Origin of the sequence: Mesorhizobium sp. WSM4311, from assembly GCF_002295115.1 — a bacterium.
Lineage (GTDB): Bacteria > Pseudomonadota > Alphaproteobacteria > Rhizobiales > Rhizobiaceae > Mesorhizobium.
This window is the reverse complement of the sequence record NZ_NSFV01000009.1, coordinates 176,574-192,253: the sequence shown is the minus strand read 5'-3', so window position 1 is coordinate 192,253 and position 15,680 is coordinate 176,574. Positions and strand designations below refer to the sequence as shown.

General features: G+C 64.3%; 17 protein-coding genes. 7 read left to right on the top strand and 10 right to left on the bottom strand.

Going from position 1 to position 15,680, the window contains the following annotated elements; translation table 11 throughout:
- Positions 1–25 precede the first annotated feature (25 nt).
- A complete protein-coding gene (locus CK226_RS23795) occupies positions 26–814 on the bottom strand; it encodes a DUF3108 domain-containing protein (protein ID WP_095793211.1) in 789 nt (262 codons plus the stop codon).
- 259 nt (positions 815–1,073) lie between these two features.
- On the opposite strand from CK226_RS23795, the gene rpmB reads away from it, so the two are divergent.
- The 3 genes from rpmB (at position 1,074) to CK226_RS23780 (ending at position 2,894) form a co-directional block, all read left to right on the top strand.
- A complete protein-coding gene (gene rpmB / locus CK226_RS23790; protein WP_010911765.1) occupies positions 1,074–1,370 on the top strand; it encodes a 50S ribosomal protein L28 in 297 nt (98 codons plus the stop codon).
- 153 nt (positions 1,371–1,523) lie between these two features.
- Positions 1,524–2,204 (top strand): queuosine precursor transporter, encoded by a 681-nt coding sequence (locus CK226_RS23785; protein ID WP_095793210.1) that lies wholly within the window; start codon positions 1,524–1,526, stop codon positions 2,202–2,204.
- A gap of 3 nt (positions 2,205–2,207) precedes the next feature.
- Complete coding sequence (locus CK226_RS23780) at positions 2,208–2,894, top strand: spermidine synthase (protein WP_095793209.1); 687 nt, start codon at positions 2,208–2,210, stop codon at positions 2,892–2,894.
- A gap of 67 nt (positions 2,895–2,961) precedes the next feature.
- On the opposite strand, the gene CK226_RS23775 is transcribed toward CK226_RS23780, so the two are convergent.
- From CK226_RS23775 to CK226_RS23760, 4 genes are all read right to left on the bottom strand, one after another.
- Positions 2,962–3,990 (bottom strand): esterase-like activity of phytase family protein, encoded by a 1,029-nt coding sequence (locus tag CK226_RS23775; RefSeq protein WP_095793208.1) that lies wholly within the window; start codon positions 3,988–3,990, stop codon positions 2,962–2,964.
- Entirely contained in the window at positions 3,987–5,885 is a 1,899-nt protein-coding gene (gene cobT / locus CK226_RS23770; protein WP_095793207.1) for a cobaltochelatase subunit CobT, read from the bottom strand. The genes CK226_RS23775 and cobT overlap by 4 nt, the downstream gene beginning before the upstream one ends.
- Before the next feature lie 11 nt (positions 5,886–5,896).
- Positions 5,897–6,883 (bottom strand): cobaltochelatase subunit CobS, encoded by a 987-nt coding sequence (gene cobS / locus CK226_RS23765; protein WP_027047444.1) that lies wholly within the window; start codon positions 6,881–6,883, stop codon positions 5,897–5,899.
- A 123-nt stretch (positions 6,884–7,006) separates the two neighbouring features.
- Positions 7,007–7,636: a J domain-containing protein gene (locus CK226_RS23760; RefSeq protein ID WP_019861454.1), complete on the bottom strand. Its 630-nt coding sequence runs from the start codon at positions 7,634–7,636 to the stop codon at positions 7,007–7,009.
- A gap of 158 nt (positions 7,637–7,794) precedes the next feature.
- Here CK226_RS23760 and CK226_RS23755 point away from each other — a divergent pair, with 158 nt between their 5' ends.
- A complete protein-coding gene (locus CK226_RS23755) occupies positions 7,795–8,097 on the top strand; it encodes a BolA family transcriptional regulator (protein WP_095793206.1) in 303 nt (100 codons plus the stop codon).
- A gap of 30 nt (positions 8,098–8,127) precedes the next feature.
- Here CK226_RS23755 and CK226_RS23750 read toward each other — a convergent pair whose 3' ends face one another.
- The 5 genes from CK226_RS23750 to CK226_RS23730 form a co-directional block, all read right to left on the bottom strand.
- A complete protein-coding gene (locus tag CK226_RS23750) occupies positions 8,128–9,681 on the bottom strand; it encodes an acetolactate synthase large subunit (protein ID WP_095793205.1) in 1,554 nt (517 codons plus the stop codon).
- A gap of 118 nt (positions 9,682–9,799) precedes the next feature.
- Positions 9,800–10,600 (bottom strand): alpha/beta hydrolase, encoded by an 801-nt coding sequence (locus tag CK226_RS23745; RefSeq protein WP_095793278.1) that lies wholly within the window; start codon positions 10,598–10,600, stop codon positions 9,800–9,802.
- A gap of 85 nt (positions 10,601–10,685) precedes the next feature.
- The gene (locus CK226_RS23740; protein WP_095772238.1) at positions 10,686–11,570 is read right to left on the bottom strand and encodes an HlyC/CorC family transporter; all 885 of its coding nucleotides are present in this window, start codon (positions 11,568–11,570) and stop codon (positions 10,686–10,688) included.
- Position 11,571: 1 nt separating this feature from the next.
- Positions 11,572–12,708, bottom strand: coding sequence for a 3-dehydroquinate synthase (aroB, locus tag CK226_RS23735; protein WP_095793204.1), 1,137 nt, complete (start codon positions 12,706–12,708; stop codon positions 11,572–11,574).
- Complete coding sequence (locus tag CK226_RS23730) at positions 12,705–13,316, bottom strand: shikimate kinase (protein WP_095772363.1); 612 nt, start codon at positions 13,314–13,316, stop codon at positions 12,705–12,707. Before CK226_RS23730 ends, aroB begins: the two co-directional genes overlap by 4 nt.
- A 210-nt stretch (positions 13,317–13,526) precedes the next feature.
- On the opposite strand from CK226_RS23730, the gene CK226_RS23725 reads away from it, so the two are divergent.
- The 3 genes from CK226_RS23725 to CK226_RS23715 all read left to right on the top strand — a co-directional run bounded on the left by CK226_RS23725 (position 13,527) and on the right by CK226_RS23715 (position 15,670).
- Positions 13,527–13,679 (top strand): hypothetical protein, encoded by a 153-nt coding sequence (locus CK226_RS23725; RefSeq protein ID WP_019861463.1) that lies wholly within the window; start codon positions 13,527–13,529, stop codon positions 13,677–13,679.
- A 24-nt stretch (positions 13,680–13,703) separates the two neighbouring features.
- A complete protein-coding gene (locus CK226_RS23720) occupies positions 13,704–14,621 on the top strand; it encodes a site-specific tyrosine recombinase XerD (RefSeq protein ID WP_095793203.1) in 918 nt (305 codons plus the stop codon).
- A gap of 98 nt (positions 14,622–14,719) precedes the next feature.
- The gene (locus CK226_RS23715) at positions 14,720–15,670 is read left to right on the top strand and encodes an acetyl-CoA carboxylase carboxyltransferase subunit alpha (RefSeq protein ID WP_095772234.1); all 951 of its coding nucleotides are present in this window, start codon (positions 14,720–14,722) and stop codon (positions 15,668–15,670) included.
- The last annotated feature ends 10 nt before the right edge of the window (positions 15,671–15,680 follow it).

Here is a 15,680-nt window from a genome sequence, read left to right as displayed (position 1 = left end):
GTGGTCGTCCCGAAATTGCGTAAGATTACTCGACTGCTTCGAACCGTCTCGCGCTTATGGTCAGCGGACCGATCTGGGTCCCTACCGTAGCGTGGATCGGCGCATATACGCCGGTTTGGCCGAGCGGTGCAAACGTCACCATCATCCGGCTTTTGTTCCTGAGATAGTTCAGCGCCTTGCGGCCCTTGCGATAGCCGGCCACCGGCTCGAAACCCATCCGGCAGGTGATGGTGTCGCCCTTGTAGCCCGGCACCGAGATGGTGCCTTTCGAATCATAGGTCAGCGTCAGGTCGGCGCGCATCTCGCCATCATAGAACTTGACCGTGCGGCCGCAGACCTGGTCGAGGCTGTCGGCCTGGATGACGGTGGCGGCCATCGGATCGAGTACCGATGCCAGGTCGCCGGCGCCGATCGGCACCCAGTCGTTGGGATCGCGCTTGCCAGGCGCCGGGATGACCTGCGTCGAGGTGACGGCGCCGTTGGCAAAGCGAATGTCGATCGCCGACACCTTCTTGCCGGAGGTATAATCGGCACGGAACGCCTGGGGCACCATTTTCTTGCCGGAAATCGTGCCCTTCGACGAGACCGTGCCGCGCGTGTCGTCGAATAATTTGGCGAGGCCCGCAGCGGTCACGCTACCTTCGATCGCGTAGGCGCCGTTCTCGTAATGGCTGGAGAAGGTCGATTTCGCGATCGAGAGACCAAGGAATGACACCGTGTACTCACCCTTGAACGACTGCGGCGAGGCAGCCGACGCGGCGGACGGCAAGGCGACGGCGAGCACGGCAACAAGCGCGTGAGACAAACGAAGCATGACGGGATCGGATCCTTGATTTTCGGCCGGAGGCGGGCGACTCCGGTCTGGCGTGTCCCTATGAGACCGCTTATAGGATGAAATCCGGCCTTAATATGAAATGCCGGGCGCTTCCGTGGCGAAGCCGGAGCTTGACGCCCCGGTGAAATGCAACTATGGAACGCCAACTTTTTCCATAAGGCCGCCTGACCAGAACCGCGCGCCACCCGGCGTGGGCACAAAGGTTTGGCAGGTCCCGAGAGAATTGAAGGTTAGAATTATGTCCCGCACCTGCGAACTCACTGCCAAGGCAGTCCAGACCGGCAACAATGTGAGCCACGCCAACAACAAGACCAAGCGTCGCTTCCTGCCGAATCTCGTCAATGTGACGCTGATCTCGGAAGCGCTGAACCAGAATGTGCGCCTGCGCATTTCGGCCAACGCGCTGCGTTCGGTCGAACATCGCGGCGGCCTCGACGCCTTCCTGGCCAAGGCCGACGTCAAGGAGCTGTCGCAGCGCGCGCGCCTGCTGAAGAAGCAGATTGCCAAGAAGCTGGCCGAACAGGTCGCTGCCTGACATCGTATAAAGGCGGGGGACCGCCCGGGCCAACTTTGTTGGCCTTGAGCATCGGATGGATCCGCAAGGTTCGACAATCCGGTGCTCGACTACGAAGCGAGCAGCGCCCGATGGGCATGATGCTCCTCTGGTTCCATTACCCAGGATAAAAAAATGACTTCCCTCTCGCGATATCTGCCCTTCGTGGCCGCCATGGCGCTTGTCGTCGTGGCATCGAACATTCTCGTGCAGTTCCCGATGCAGGGCCAGATCGGCGGCCTGTCGCTGGCCGACCTTTTGACCTGGGGGGCTTTCACCTATCCCTTTTCCTTCTTGGTCACCGACCTCGCCAACCGCCGCTATGGCCCTGCCGTGGCGCGCCGCATAGTCTTCGTCGGCTTCATGACGGCGGTGGTCTGCTCGATCCTTGTCCCGCCCTTCCTGTTTCGCCATGGCCTGATCGAATTCGAGACCGCGGCCGCCCGGCTGGTGCGCATCGCAGCCGCTTCAGGCGCGGCGTTCCTGTCCGCGCAACTGCTCGACGTCACCGTGTTCAACCGGCTGCGCCGGCAGAGCTGGTGGCGCGCGCCGATCGTCGGCACACTGGTCGGGTCGGTCTTCGACACCATGGTGTTCTTCACCGTCGCTTTCTCGGCCGCTTTCGCTTTTGCGGGCCCGAACGACAGTTTCGCGCTCGAGACGGCGCCGCTGATGGGCGTCTTCCACGTCGAGGCCATGCGCTGGGTTTCCTGGGCGCTGGGCGATCTCTCGGTGAAGCTGATCATCGCGGTGGTCGCGCTCATCCCCTACCGGCTGCTCGCCGCTCGCTGGAGCCAGCCGGCGCTGGCCGTCTAAACCATGATCCCCTGGGTTCACCTCGATTCGGCAAAGACCGGGGATGGTGCCCAGGAACTTCGCCTCAAGCGGCGCGGCAGCGAGTTCTCGATCATGCTCGGCACCAACGAGCTGATGAACAGCCGCCTCAGCGGCTCCGAGCAAATGCTGGCGAAACTGTCTTGCCAAAGGATTGCGGGCCATCGCCAGCCGAGGATCCTGATCGGCGGCCTCGGCATGGGTTTTACATTGCGCGCCGCTCTGGCCGAACTCGGCAAGGACGCCGGCATCGTTGTCGCGGAACTGGTGCCGGCGGTCGTCGCCTGGGCACGCGACCCGATGGCGGAGGTGTTTGGCGGCTGTCTCGACGACCCCCGCGTCGCCATCCATGAGACCGATGTCGGGCAATTGATCCGGTCTGGGTCCGCGACCTGGGACGCCATCCTGCTCGACGTCGACAACGGCCCCGAAGGCATCGTCCACAAGGGCAACGACGCGCTCTACAGCCTCGCGGGCCTCGGCGCCGCACGCACTGCCCTCAAGCCGGGCGGCGTGCTGGCGGTGTGGTCGCAAGGACCTGACAGCGGCTTCACGCGGCGGCTGAAGCAGGCAGGCTTTGCCGTGGAGGAGGTCAACACGCGCGCCAACGGCAAGCGCGGCGCGCGCCACGTCATCTGGATCGCCACCAACGGCTCCCGGGAAGGCGCCTGACCAGATCGAACCCGCCCAAACCGAACCCGCCGTTGAAAACGCTTCAGCTTGGCAGTTGGACCGCTTCTCAGTCCTGGTGCAGGACGAATTCCAGGTAGAGGTTGCGCTGCAGGATCGAGTGGTTGTCGTCGGAGATCAGCGACACCATCACCGCGCCGTCATCGCGCGTCCAGACGTCGAGACCTTCCATATTGTCGATCTGGTAGCCCATGTCGGCGTCCAGCAGCACGGGTCCGTCGGCGACGGCGCCCTTCTCGACACTCTCGCCATGGATGCGCCGCAGCCGCATCTTGAGCCCGCCCGCCATGGTGAAACTGCGCTCCAGCAGCAAAAGGTCGCCGTCCGGCAGGAAGGCGCCGTCGGTGATGTCGAAGTCGCCGTTGCGCTTGACGGTGAAGACGCCCTTGTGCGGCCCTTCGATGATGGCGGCGTAGATGTTGCCGGCTCTGTCGAGGCTTTTCTCTGACACCACGACCAGACCGCCCTGATGCTGGCCGTTGGCATTGGCATGGGTAACGGTCTCGAAGCCGCGATTCTGGCGCAGCTCGCGCGCCGGCACCAGGAAATCCAGCTGCCGGTACGGCGCCTTCATATCAGTCGGATCGATCTTGAACTGGGCGACGCGGTGGTTGCGCTCAAAGCCGACGGTGGCGATGCCATCCTTGACCGCAAGGCCTTCGGCGTCGACTTCCCATTTCTCGTCGATCGGCTGGCCGCCCTGGTCGACCATCTGCTGCATGCGGAAGTTCTGGATGCCCACGGGCCGCCTGTCGGCATCGCGGGCCACCGTGCCGAAAAACCAGTAGCCGGTGTCGGCCACGCCGATGAAATCGCTGCCCGCTTTCAGAAAGCGGAGGGCCGACAGCGCGCCGAAATCACGCGATTTCGAGGTCATTTCCAGCCCGCCGACGAATTCGAGCGAGCCGAACTGCTTGTCGGTCCGGCCAATGCGGAACTCGGTGATCGGGCGGGACGAAACCTCGATGGGTTCAACCGAGGCCGAGCCAACCGCACCGGCTGGCGCCGAAGCCACGCCGGCGAACAGGGCGATGGCGGCGAAGAGCGTTTGCCGAAACCCGCCGCGCGAAAGGATCATCCGGCACGCCGCATGCCGCCGCGCCGCGTGTCGCGCGCGCTTTCCTCGGCAAACAGCGAGGCCAGTTGCTCGGTCATGGCGCCGGCCAGTTCCTCGGCATCGACGATGGTGACGGCGCGCCGATAATAGCGCGTGACGTCATGGCCGATGCCGATGGCCAGCAGTTCCACCGGCGAGCGCGTCTCGATCAGCTCGATGACGGCGCGCAAATGGCGTTCGAGATAATTGCCGGGATTCACCGAAAGCGTCGAATCGTCGACCGGCGCGCCGTCCGAGATCATCATCAGGATCTTGCGCTGTTCGGGCCGGGCGATCAGGCGGCTGTGCGCCCACAGCAGCGCCTCGCCGTCGATGTTTTCCTTGAGCAGGCCTTCGCGCATCATCAGGCCGAGATTGCGCCGTGCCCGCCGCCACGGATGGTCGGCCGACTTGTAGATGATGTGGCGCAGATCGTTGAGGCGGCCGGGGTTCGGCGGCTTGCCGTCCTTCAGCCACTTCTCGCGCGCCTGCCCGCCCTTCCACGCCCGCGTGGTGAAGCCGAGAATCTCGACCGAAACGCCGCAGCGTTCCAGCGTACGGGCAAGAATGTCGGCGCAGGTGGCGGCGACCGTGATCGGCCGGCCGCGCATCGAGCCCGAATTGTCGAGCACCAGCGTCACCACCGTGTCGCGGAATTTGGTGTCGCGTTCCTGCTTGAAGGACAGCGGCTGCATCGGGTCGATGACGACGCGCACCAGCCGCGCCGGGTCGAGATAGCCCTCTTCCAGGTCGAAATCCCACGACCGGTTCTGCTGCGCCATCAGCCGGCGCTGCAGCCGGTTGGCCAGCCGCCCGACGACACCAGACAGATTGGCCAGCTGCTTGTCGAGGAAGGCGCGCAGCCGGTCGAGCTCTTCCTCTTCGCAAAGCTCTTCGGCGCCGACCGTCTCGTCGAAAGCGGCGGTGTAGACCTTGTAGTCGATTTCCTTCGGCAGATTGGTGAAGGGGTTGTCGTTGCGGCGCGCCTCGCCGGGCGTTTCGGCGTCGGCATCGTCGTCGTCGGACAGATCGTCGGCGGTGGCGTCGGAGGCTTCCGTCTCGGACGACTGCTCGTCATCGGCCGAAGCCTCGGCATCCTCGGACTGCGACTGCTCGGAGCCGGAATCCTCTTCCCCGCCCTCCTCGCTCTGCTCCTCGCCTTGCGGCTGGTTGTCGTCATTGTCCTCGGAATCTTCCGTCTCCTGGTCGTCACCGAGTTCCTCGGCCATCTCCATGGAGGCGAGCATCTCGCGCACGACGCGGGCGAAGGCCTGCTGGTCGTCGAGCTTGGCCGACAGGCCGTCGAGGTCGGCCTTGGCCTTTTCCTCGACCCAGGGGCGCCAGAGCTCGACCAGCCGCTCGCCGCTTTTCGGGACCGCCCGGCCGGTCAGCTTCTCGCGCACCATGAGCGCCAGCGCTTCCTCGATCGGAGCGTCGGCCTTGTCCTTGACGTCGACAAGATTGGCCTTGGCGTATTTGTCCTCCAGCATCGAGCCGATATTGTCGGCAACGCCCTGCATGGCGCGGCTGCCGATCGCCTCGACACGGGCCTGCTCGACCGCGTCATAGATGGCGCGCGCCGCCTTGCCTTCCGGCGCCAGCTTGGTGTGGATGCGCGCATCATGACAGGCGCGCTTCAGCGCCATGGAATCGCCGAGGCCGCGGGTAATCGCGATATCGGTCTTCGATGCCTTCTTCGGAAGTTCCGGCAAGCGCGCCCGGCTGCCGGCGAGCGCCGGCCTGTCCTTGGCGAAGCCGACTTCCATGTCCTTGTCGCCGGCAATGGCGCGCATGCAGACGGTGACGGCGCGCTTGAAGCTGTCGGCTTCAGACCCCGTCTTCGACTTGTTGCGCGTGTTGTCGCCCGGACCCGCCATCGAGGCTCTGCTTAGCCCAGCACCACGTTGGCGGCGCTCTCGGGCAGATCCTCGCCGAAGGCGCGCTGGTAGAACTCGGCCACCACCGAGCGCTCCAGCTCGTCGCACTTGTTGAGGAAGGTCAGCCGGAACGCCATGCCGATATTGCCGAAAATCTCGGCGTTCTCGGCCCAGGTGATGACGGTACGTGGGCTCATCACGGTCGACAGATCGCCATTGATGAAGGCCGAGCGCGTCATGTCGGCGACGCGCACCATCTTGTTGACGATGTCCTTGCCCTTGTTGTCGCGATAGTGCTTGGCCTTGGCCAGCACGATGTTCACTTCATTGTCGTGCGGCAGGTAGTTCAGCGTGGTGACGATCGACCAGCGGTCCATCTGCGCCTGGTTGATCTGCTGCGTGCCGTGATAGAGGCCGGTCGTGTCACCGAGGCCGACCGTGTTGGCGGTCGAGAACAGCCGGAAGGCCGGATGCGGACGGATGACCCGGCTCTGGTCGAGCAGCGTCAGCCGGCCCGAGGATTCCAGCACGCGCTGGATGACGAACATCACGTCCGGACGGCCGGCATCGTATTCGTCGAAGCAGAGCGCGACATTGTGCTGGTAGGCCCAGGGTAGGATGCCGTCGCGGAATTCGGTGATCTGCAGCCCGTCCTTGACGACGATCGCATCCTTGCCGACGAGGTCGATACGGCTGACATGGCTGTCGAGGTTGACGCGCACGCAAGGCCAGTTGAGACGGGCGGCGACCTGTTCGATATGGGTCGACTTGCCGGTGCCGTGATAGCCCGACACCATGACGCGGCGGTTGTAGGCAAAGCCCGCCAGGATCGCCAGCGTCGTTGCCTTGTCGAACAGATAGTCCGGATCGACGTCAGGCACATGTTCTGATGTCACCGAATAGGCCGGCACCACCATCTTGGAGTCGAAGCCGAATTTGTCCTTCACCGACACCGTCGTGTCGGGCAGGTTGGCGATGTCGCGATCGACCTTGTTCATATCTCTCAACGTCTCCACGGGCGAAACGTCCCGTTTCGCCGGCAATCGATTTTGTTCGGGGGCGGTCTTAGAGCCTTTTCCAACCTTATGAAAGTTGGAAAGCGACACAAACCGTAGGGTCGCTCAGCACAGGCCCGCCTGTTTGAGCACGCGATAGGCCTGCAGCACATCGCGGAACCGGTCTTCCGAACCTCTGTCGCCGCCATTCGCATCCGGATGGTGGCGTTTCACCAGTTCCTTATAGCGCGCCTTGATATCCTTGCCAGTCGCCTTTGTATCAAGGCCAAGCGTTTCCAGCGCCTTGGCCTCAAGCGGCTTGGCCTTGCGCTCGCGCGCCTCGCGCGGATCCTTCGGCCCCTTGAACAGGTCGAACGGGTCGCGCATGCGGTTGTAATAGCCGGCACGGCCGGAGCGCATCTGCGCCATATCGGGTGACGAACGTGTCGAGGCGCCGTTGACGCCCATCTTCCAGGTCGGTCGATGGCCGGTCATGGCCTCCTTCTGGAAGCGCGCGACCTCGGTGTCCGGCACGCCGGAGAAGTAGTTGAAGCCCTTGTTGTACTCGCGCACATGATCGAAGCAGAAGCGGAAATACTCGCCCTCCTTCATGCGCCCGACCGGCGCGCGATGGGTGCCAGGCTCCTTGCAGCCGTCCCACTGGCAGATCGGCGAGTGCGACTTCAGCTCCGCATCCTTCTCCGGGCGGATGCGAATCTTCTCGAAATATTTGGGGTACGGCTTCATTTCACCCATTTATGGGGCGTTCGCAAATGCGAAACAAGAATTGACATTTCCGCGATCATCGCCCTAACCGCTGAATCGCGGCATAAAGCAGGCGAATTGCGGATTTAGTTGCGCGATAGTGGCCCCCAGGCTAGCGCGCCAGCCATATGTGGTGAACGGAGACGGCAATGTCCATACAGGCGACCATGGAAGACAAGCTCAACAAGGCATTTTCGCCGGAGCGGCTGGTCATCATCAACGAAAGCCATCTCCACGCCGGCCACCATCACCATGGCTCGGACCACCATGGCGCTTATGACGGCACCGGCGAGACGCATTTTCGCGTTCGCGTCGTCTCTTCGACCTTTGCCGGCATGAGCCGCATCGACCGCCATCGCGCCGTCAACGAATTGCTTGCCGACGAACTGAAGGCCGGCGTTCATGCATTGGCGATCGAACCGGCGGCGCCCGGCGAAAAGATCCGTTGGTAGGTCAGTCCACCCTGACCCTCCGCGGCGCGGTCAGATCACTGCTTCGATAAGGAACGGCCCGCGCCGTGACAGGGCACTGTCCAGCAGCGCGTCGAACCGCTCGCATGTGTCGGCGCGCGCCGCCTCCACCCCCATGCCCTTGGCCAGCGACACCCAGTCGAGCGCGGGATGGTCGAGGTCGAGCATGCGCCGTGCGTTCTCGCCTATCGCGTTGACGCCGACATTCTTCACCTCGCCATGCAGGATCGCGTAGGTGCGGTTGGAAAAGACGATCGTCACCACGTCGAGATTTTCCCGCGCCTGCGTCCACAGGCCCTGCACGGTGTACATGCCGCTGCCATCGGCCTCCAGATTGATCACCTTGCGGTTGGGACAGGCGATCGCCGCTCCTGTCGCCATCGGGATGCCGCCGCCGATCGATCCGCCGGTGCCCATCAGGTAGTCATGCGGCGCGGCAAAGGCCGACAGGGCGAAGAAACGCCGGGCCGAAGTGACTGCTTCGTCGCAGACGATCGCATTATCCGGCAGCTTGCGCGCCACCGACTGCGCGATGGCGTCCTCCGTCAGCCCGCCGCTCGGCGTGGCCTCGTCGGGAAAAGCGGTTGCGAAGTCAGTCGGTTGCGATGGTTTGACGCCGAGTTCGTCGCGCAGCGCTTCCAGCGCCGCATGCAGGTCCTGCCCATGGGCAGCGAGCGTCAGCACCTGGCAGCCGTCGCGCACAAGCCGTCCCGGTTTTCCTGGATAGGCGAAGAAGGCAACCGGCTCCTTGCCGCCGACCAGCACCAGCACGTCGATATCCGCCAGCAGCGCCGTCGCCGCATCGATCGGATAGGGGATGCGTGTCGGCGCGACGCGCCCGCGCCCGCGTTGCATCCGGGCGATCAGGACCTCGCTGAACAATCGGACATCGCAGGCCGCCGAGATCTGGCCGGCGATCTCCAGCGCATCGGCGCGCGCCGCTCGCCCGCGAACGATCATGCCGACACGGCCCGGAGCCGCACGGATCGCCGCGGCGGTCGCGCGCATGGCGTCCCTATCGACGGCCGGCGGCGGCGAAAGCCTGACCTTGCCCGGCGAGGCCGGGGCAGCATCGCCCCAGGCGGCATCCGCCGGGAGGATCAGCGTCGTGACCCCGGGCGGCGTCAGCGAGGCGCGGAAGGCCGCCTCCGTGGCCGGCTGGACATCGGCCGGCCCGGCGATGCGGCGAACCCAGTTGGACATCGGCGCCGCCAGGCCTTCGATGTCGCTGGTGAGTGGCGCGTCGAGCGGCAAATGATAGGAAGCGTGGTCGCCGACGATGTTGATCGTCGGGCTGAACGCACGCCGGGCGTTGTGCATGTTGGCCAGCCCATTGGCGAGGCCCGGACCGGTGTGCAGCAAAGTCGCGGCCGGGCGGTCAGTCATGCGCGCATAGCCGTCGGCCGCGCCCGTCACCACGCCCTCGAACAGGCCAAGCACGCAGCGCATCTCAGGCTTGCGATCGAGTGCCGCAACGAAATGCATTTCGGAGGTGCCGGGATTGGCAAAGCAGACCGTCACATCGTTGGCCAGCAGCACGTCGCACAGGACATCGGCGCCATTCATGCAATTTTTCTCCAAGTCATGAGGACCAATTGCACTTAGGGATGTCCGCACGGCAATATCCCGCCGCCGCTTTTGGCATGATCCAGTCGCAGAAGTTGGCGAGCGGAAGTCGACGGGATCAGCCGACCGTCGATTTCAGGAAGGCCAGGGCGGCAGCGGTCAGCGTGTCGCCATCCCTGCCGAAATCGCGGTTGATCGACATGTGCGTATAGGCGCTGCCGTCGAACAGCGTTACCTCGGTGCCCGTGGCGCGCAAGCGCTCGGCGAAGGCTTTCGACTCCTCGCCACGGCCTGACGCCCCCGAATACGCGATGAAGGTCGGCGGATGCTTGCGGCCATCGACATAGCTGGCGGGCGAAAGTGCCGCCCATTGCGAAGGGTCGGAAAAGACCCGCGCATAGGCACGCACCATGCGGCCATTCTTCTCGAGCGCCGCAAGATCATAGGCCCTGGTGTCGTCGAGAAGCAGGCCGGCGACGCCGGGCAGCCCGCCGCGCATGCCGGTCAGCGCGATCAGATGGCAGCCGGCGGAATGGCCCATGCCGACAACGCGCTTGGGGTCGCCACCATGCTTGGCGATATTTGCGCCGATATAGGCATAGGCCTTTTCGACGTCACTGGCCTGCGTGGCGACATCGGCCTCGGGCAGCATGCGGTAGTCGATGGAGACGAAGCAGAAGCCGTTGGCGAGCAGGAAGGCCGGCTTAGCGCCGACCTGGCTGCGCTTGCCGAACTCCCAGGCCCCGCCATGGGCGAAGAAGACGACAGGCAACCCGCTTGCGCCGTCGGGCGCATAGATGTCGAGCTTGGCCGGTCCGTAGTCGAAGGTTTTGGGAGATGGTGAGGATTGGTGCGCGAGCGTCGTGGCCGGCACAAAAGCCGCCATCGAAGCCAGAAGCAGGGTTCGCCGATCGATCATCATCTTCTCCTGACTGCCCGGCGCAAAATGCACCGGGACGCCGCGAAGTTCCAATGAAGGATCGGTAAGGTGGCCGAAAGTGGCGCTACGCGATCGGCCTGATCCTCAACCGGGCGATCCGGTTCTTGTCGCGCTTCATGACGATGAAGCGCTTGCCGTGGAAGGTGAAAGCCTGCTTCTCCTCGGGGATCGACTGCGCCTCGTGGATGACGAGGCCGGCAATCGTGGTCGCCTCCTCGTCCGGCAGGTTCCAGTCGAGCGCCCGGTTCAGGTCGCGGATCGGCACATTGCCGTCGACGACAACGGAGCCGTCGGCCTCCTGCTTGACGCCCTGGATATCGACATCGTGCTCGTCGGCGATCTCGCCGACGATCTCCTCGATGATGTCCTCCAGCGTCACCAGCCCTTCGACCTCGCCATATTCGTCGACGACGACGGCGAAATGCGCCTTGCGGCGCAGGAAGGCGTTGAGCTGTTCCTGCAAGGTCGTGGTGTCGGGCACGAACCAGGGCTTCGAGGCGATCTTCATCACGTCGATCTTGGAAAAGTCGTTGCCGACTTCGTTCAGCGCACGCAGCAGATCCTTGGCATGCAGCACGCCGACAATGTTGTCGAGCGAGCCCTTCCACAGCGGCATGCGGGTGTGCGGGCTCTGCAGGATCTCGCGCACCACTGCTTCCGGGGCGTTGTCGGCATTGACCGAGCGCATGTTGGTGCGGTGGACCATGATATCGGAGACTTCGAGCTCTTCGAGGTCGAACAGGCCGCCGATACGGTCGCGGTCCTCGCGCACCACCTGGCCGTCGCGGCGGAAATCGTCGACAGCACCGCGCAACTCATCCTGGCTCGAGCGCTGCGGCTCGATGCGCGACAGCTCATAGCCGAACATCGCGAGAAGGCGTGTGCGCACGGCAACGACCAGCAGGATGAGGATGGCAAGAACGGCGACGACGATCCAGCCATTGTCCATTTCAGCCGGCTTTCCGGCTGGCTGGGTGGTTTTCCCGCAGGAACGACAGCACTTCCGAAGCCGGAACGTCCTTGGCGATAAAAGCCTGGCCGATGCCGCGCGTCAGGATGAAGGTCAGCGCGCCGCGCGACACCTTCTTGTCCTGGGTGATGAAGGAAAGCAGCGCCTCGGCATCGGGCAATTCACCCGGAATATCGGCCATCCGCCACGGCAGACCGACCGCGCGCAGATGCGTCTCGACGCGTGCCGCGTCGTCGGGACTCGCCAGATTGAGCCGCGAGGAGAAGCGATGCGCCAGCGCCATGCCGATGGCGACCCCCTCGCCATGGACGAGCCGGGCGCCGTCATACTGCGTGGCGGCTTCGAGCGCATGGCCGAATGTGTGGCCGAGATTGAGCAGCGCCCGGTCGCCGGTCTCGAATTCGTCGCGGGCGACGACATCGGCCTTGGCACGGCAGGCTTCGGCAATCGCCTGCGCCCGCTCCGGCCCGCCGGCGAACACTTTTTGCCAGTTCGCCTCAAGCCAGGCGAAAAGTTCCGGCCGGTCGATCAGCCCGTACTTTGCGAGTTCGGCGTAGCCGGCGCGGAATTCGCGGATCGGCAGCGTGTCGAGCACTTCCGTGTCGGCCAGCACCAGTTTCGGCTGCAGGAAGACGCCGACAAGGTTCTTGCCGCGCGGGCTGTTGATGCCGGTCTTGCCGCCGACAGAGGAATCGACCTGCGCCAGCAGCGAGGTCGGGATCTGCACGAAATTCATGCCGCGCCGCACGATGCCGGCGGCAAAACCGGTGAGATCGCCGATGACGCCGCCGCCCAGCGCGACGACGACGTCGCCACGCTCCAGCCTGGCGGCCAGAACGCCGTCGACCACCTCTTCGAGATGGGAAAAGCTCTTGGTCTTCTCGCCAGGCGGCATCGTGATGACGGTGGGCTGGATACCACCCTTCTCGAGCCCTGCCTTCAGCGTATCGAGATGCGCGGCGGCGACATTCTCGTCGGTGACGACAGCCGCACGCGTACCCGGCAGCCGGCGCGCAATCTCCTCGCCGGCGCGCGACAGAAGGCCGGAGCCGATCAATATGTCGTAGGCCCGGTCGCCAAGCCCGACTTCGACGGTGACTGGCTGGTCCACGCTCACGATTCGATCTCGCCCGTCGCTGCAATTTCATCGATGCCGAAATGCCGGCACAGCGCGTTCAGCACCTCCGCGGCGATGACCTCCTTGCGGTCGTCGCGGGTCGGCACGGTGACATCTGATGTCGCGTAGACCGGATAGCGCTCGCCCATCAGCCGCTCCAGCACGGCGCGGGGATCAGCGCTTTTCAACAGCGGCCGGTTCTGCTTCTTCGACACCCGGTCCATAAGAAGATCGAGTTCGGCCTTCAGCCACACCGACACGCCATGGCCGGCGATGGCCTCGCGCGTCTGCGCGTTCATGAAGGCGCCGCCGCCGGTCGAAAGCACCTGCGGGCCATTCTCAAGCACGCGCAGGATGACGCGCTGTTCCAGGGCCCTGAACTCGGTCTCGCCATAGCGTTCGAACAGCTCCGGCACGGTCATGCGCGAGACGCTTTCGATCTCCTGGTCGCTGTCGATGAAAGGCAGCGAAAGCATCGTCGCCACCTTGCGCCCGATCGCCGTCTTGCCGGCGCCCATCAGGCCGACAAAGACGATGGACCGGCTGCCCAGCCGGCCAAGCAGCGCGGCGTGGCTCTCGCCTGGAGGATTTGCCTGGTGCGCGTTCATCAGTTGTTTCTTGGGCCTCTTTGCCGGCGTATCGACATGAAAAGCCGGTTTGCGTCAAGCGTGCCGAGTATAGGCAAGCTTATATCGGGCGGAGGATGCCTGCATCAGAAGTTGCCGACAGGCCTCCGCTTCTTCCTTGAATTGGTCGGATTGGCGTCCCATAAGGGCACAGGGTTTGGAAACGCAGAACAAGAAGACGGGCGAAAATTGATGCCGACACTGTTTCGCTTTGTCGTGATCCTCGCGATTCTGGCCGGCATTGCCTATGGTACGATGTTCGCATTGGTAATGTTCGTCGAGCCCAAAAAAGCGGAGATGAGCGTGCGCATCCCGCCGGAAAAGCTGAACCCCAAGAAAAACTGACAGCAGAAAAGCTGATCCCCGAGGATGAACAGCGCCGCCCGCATCGAGGCCTTCCTGGAAATGATGAGCGCCGAGCGCGGCGCCGCCGAAAACACGCTGTCCTCCTACCGACGTGACCTCGAAGACGCTTCGAGCGGGATCGATGGCGGGCTTGCCGGTGCTGCCGCCGCCGATATCCGTGCCTATCTCGACGATATCGCGGCGCGCGGCTTCGCGCCGACGTCGCAGGCGCGCAAACTGTCGGCGATACGCCAGTTCTTCAAATTCCTCTACGCCGAGGGCCTGCGCATCGACGACCCGACCGGCACGCTGGACAGCCCGAAAAAAGGCCGTCCGCTGCCCAAGACGATGAGCGAGGCCGAGACCGGCCGGCTGATCGACCGCGCCGCGGTGGAAGCCGGCGACGCCGGGCTCGGCTACAGTGACAGGCTGGCCGCGCTGCGCCTGCATGCGCTGGTCGAGGTGCTCTACGCCACCGGCCTGCGCGTTTCCGAGCTGGTCGGCCTGCCGGTGACGGTGGCGCAGCGCGACGACCGTTTCTTCATGGTGCGCGGCAAGGGCGACAAGGAACGCATGGTGCCGCTGTCGGCCAAGGCGCGGGTGGCGATGCGCGCCTGGCTTGCCGCCCGGGCCGGCGTGGCGGCTTTCGCCGAAAGCCCGTTCCTGTTTCCGGCCGCGTCCGACAGCGGCTACCTCTCGCGCCAGGTCTTTGCCCGCGACCTGAAAGGACTGGCGGCACGGGCGGGCATCGCCTCGGCGAAGATATCGCCGCATGTGCTGCGCCATGCTTTCGCCAGCCATCTCCTGCAGAACGGCGCCGATCTCAGGGCGGTGCAGCAGCTGCTCGGCCATGCCGACATATCGACGACACAGATTTACACCCATGTGCTGGAGGAGCGGCTGGTGCGGCTGGTCAACGATCATCATCCGCTTGCCGACTAGGCCTCATATCGCTATGTGAGGACGACATTTCACCGCCGGGGGCCTTGGTTTCAAGGGTTCCGCAGTCCTTGCCTTCCGACGTATCGGTCCGCTCAAGCATGTACAATTACCTCGATTTCGAAAAGCCGGTGCAGGATCTCGAGCTCAAGATCCTCGAGCTCAAGAAGCTTGCCGAGAATGGCGAAGCGGTCGATGTCGCCGATGAGATCACCCGGCTGGAGAAGCGTTCGCGCGACGCGCTGCGCGATCTCTACAAGGCGCTGACGCCCTGGCAGAAAGTGCAGGTGGCCCGCCATTCCGACAGGCCGCACTGCGTCGACTACATCAAGGGCCTGTTCAGCGACTTCACGCCGCTCGCCGGCGACCGCAATTTCGGCGAGGACCAGGCGATCGTTGGCGGTTTTGCCCGCTTTCGCGGCGAGCCTGTCGCGATCATCGGCCAGGAGAAGGGCTCGGACACGACCAGCCGCCTGAGGCACAATTTCGGTTCGGTGCGCCCGGAAGGCTACCGCAAGGCGGTGCGGCTGATGGAACTGGCCGACCGCTTCAAGATCCCTCTGTTGACGCTGGTCGACACGGCAGGCGCCTATCCCGGCGTCGGAGCCGAGGAGCGTGGCCAGGCCGAAGCCATTGCCCGCTCGACCTCGGCCTGCCTTGCGCTGAAGGTGCCGTCGATCTCGGTGGTGATCGGCGAAGGCGGTTCGGGCGGCGCCATCGCCATCGCCACCGCCAACCGTGTCTACATGCTCGAACACGCCATTTATTCGGTGATTTCGCCGGAAGGGGCGGCCTCGATCCTTTGGCGCGACACCACGCGCTCCAAGGACGCGGCGACCAACATGAAGATCACCGCGCAGGATCTTCTGGAACTGAAGATCATCGACGCCATCATCCCCGAGCCGATGGGCGGCGCCCAGCGCGCGCCCGAAACGGTGATTGCCGCGACCGGCGACCTCATTGCCAGGACGATGAAGGAATTTGCCGGCGCCAACACCGATTTCCGCGAACAGCGCCGCGAGAAATATCTGGCGATGGGCCGCAGCCTCTGACGGCATCCGC

Excerpts from the sequence above, each read along its gene's own strand:
- CK226_RS23795 (WP_095793211.1), bottom strand. The coding sequence starts at position 814 with ATGCTTCGTTTGTCTCACGCGCTTGTTGCCGTGCTCGCCGTCGCCTTG.
- rpmB (WP_010911765.1), top strand. The coding sequence starts at position 1,074 with ATGTCCCGCACCTGCGAACTCACTGCCAAGGCAGTCCAGACCGGCAAC.
- CK226_RS23785 (WP_095793210.1), top strand. The coding sequence starts at position 1,524 with ATGACTTCCCTCTCGCGATATCTGCCCTTCGTGGCCGCCATGGCGCTT.
- CK226_RS23780 (WP_095793209.1), top strand. The coding sequence starts at position 2,208 with ATGATCCCCTGGGTTCACCTCGATTCGGCAAAGACCGGGGATGGTGCC.
- CK226_RS23775 (WP_095793208.1), bottom strand. The coding sequence starts at position 3,990 with ATGATCCTTTCGCGCGGCGGGTTTCGGCAAACGCTCTTCGCCGCCATC.
- cobT (WP_095793207.1), bottom strand. The coding sequence starts at position 5,885 with ATGGCGGGTCCGGGCGACAACACGCGCAACAAGTCGAAGACGGGGTCT.
- cobS (WP_027047444.1), bottom strand. The coding sequence starts at position 6,883 with ATGAACAAGGTCGATCGCGACATCGCCAACCTGCCCGACACGACGGTG.
- CK226_RS23760 (WP_019861454.1), bottom strand. The coding sequence starts at position 7,636 with ATGGGTGAAATGAAGCCGTACCCCAAATATTTCGAGAAGATTCGCATC.
- CK226_RS23755 (WP_095793206.1), top strand. The coding sequence starts at position 7,795 with ATGTCCATACAGGCGACCATGGAAGACAAGCTCAACAAGGCATTTTCG.
- CK226_RS23750 (WP_095793205.1), bottom strand. The coding sequence starts at position 9,681 with ATGAATGGCGCCGATGTCCTGTGCGACGTGCTGCTGGCCAACGATGTG.
- CK226_RS23745 (WP_095793278.1), bottom strand. The coding sequence starts at position 10,600 with ATGATCGATCGGCGAACCCTGCTTCTGGCTTCGATGGCGGCTTTTGTG.
- CK226_RS23740 (WP_095772238.1), bottom strand. The coding sequence starts at position 11,570 with ATGGACAATGGCTGGATCGTCGTCGCCGTTCTTGCCATCCTCATCCTG.
- CK226_RS23730 (WP_095772363.1), bottom strand. The coding sequence starts at position 13,316 with ATGAACGCGCACCAGGCAAATCCTCCAGGCGAGAGCCACGCCGCGCTG.
- CK226_RS23725 (WP_019861463.1), top strand. The coding sequence starts at position 13,527 with ATGCCGACACTGTTTCGCTTTGTCGTGATCCTCGCGATTCTGGCCGGC.
- CK226_RS23720 (WP_095793203.1), top strand. The coding sequence starts at position 13,704 with ATGAACAGCGCCGCCCGCATCGAGGCCTTCCTGGAAATGATGAGCGCC.
- CK226_RS23715 (WP_095772234.1), top strand. The coding sequence starts at position 14,720 with ATGTACAATTACCTCGATTTCGAAAAGCCGGTGCAGGATCTCGAGCTC.